Origin of the sequence: Tenacibaculum finnmarkense (assembly GCF_900239185.1) — a bacterium.
GTDB lineage: Bacteria > Bacteroidota > Bacteroidia > Flavobacteriales > Flavobacteriaceae > Polaribacter > Polaribacter finnmarkensis.
This window is the reverse complement of record NZ_OENA01000045.1, coordinates 1-1052: the sequence shown is the minus strand read 5'-3', so window position 1 is coordinate 1052 and position 1052 is coordinate 1. Positions and strand designations below refer to the sequence as shown.

The 1052-nt window shown below is 32.3% G+C and carries 1 protein-coding gene; it reads left to right on the top strand.

What is annotated here, in order from left to right; genetic code table 11:
• The first annotated feature begins 23 nt into the window (after window positions 1-23).
• Window positions 24-854: a hypothetical protein gene (locus AQ1689_RS05380; protein WP_101955426.1), complete on the top strand. Its 831-nt coding sequence runs from the start codon at window positions 24-26 to the stop codon at window positions 852-854.
• Window positions 855-1052: the final 198 nt, after the last annotated feature.

Sequence of the window (1052 nt, the reverse complement as noted above, 5' to 3'; positions counted from 1 at the left end):
CGTTGTGCACAAGCTGAAAAAATATGATGCTATTAGATTTAATATGTTTTGACTGCCTTATGGAACAGGTTGATAAAGGAGAGCCTCAAGTCTTTGACGGTGCTTCTATATCAACACCATTTGAACAAGTTAATAATGACGGAATCTATGAAGTAAACTGTGCAAAAGGGCATAAATCAAAAACGATTATTGATAATATTAATTTCGAAATTCTTTTTGAATATGGACTAAATGCAATTATTGATGGTTATTATCGAGAAGCTGTTTCTTCTCTTACATCTGCTATGGAAAGATATTTTGAATTCTTCGTTAAGACTGTTCTAAGAGCTTCTACAAATGACATTAATGCAATAGACAAAGTTTGGAAAAAAGTTGCAAGCCAATCAGAAAGACAACTTGGAGCTTATATAATGCTATACTTTCAGACATTTGGAAAAGAGCCAATATTACTAAATCAAAATAAAGAAGTTCCTTTCAGAAATTCTGTAATACATAAAGGTTATATACCAACTAAACAAGAAGCAATAGATTACGGAAATTCGGTATTACAAATAATTGAACAATCTCTGATAGATTTAAAGAATAAGTTCCCAAAAGAAACAGAACAGACTTTTGACCAATATGGTTATAAACAAAGTGCAGAGGAAAAATTTAAAAAAATAGAAAAGGAAAAAGGTGTTGAACAAAATTTTGCTTGTGTCAATATTATGACAACAATTGACGTAAAGCACGGCCGAGAAATAAATCCTACGGATGGAAGAAAAGGACAAATTGAAGACCGTATTATCAATATTCTAGAAAGAAGAGAACCTAGAAGATTGACTTTATTAAAAGAGCCACCCAAAGAGGAGTAAAGCCTGTGCACAACAATGGCTATAGTTAATACGGGTTTTGGTGCTAAACCCAAAGTTTAGAGCTTTTAACCAAGTCCGCCAAATCTTTTTGATTTGGCTTTAGAACAAAAAAGATAAAACAAAATAAAAAGTTTTGGCTAAGTGCTTAATCGGAAGTTCACTACTTTTAATTCCCGCACTAACCATAGCCGAAACGTT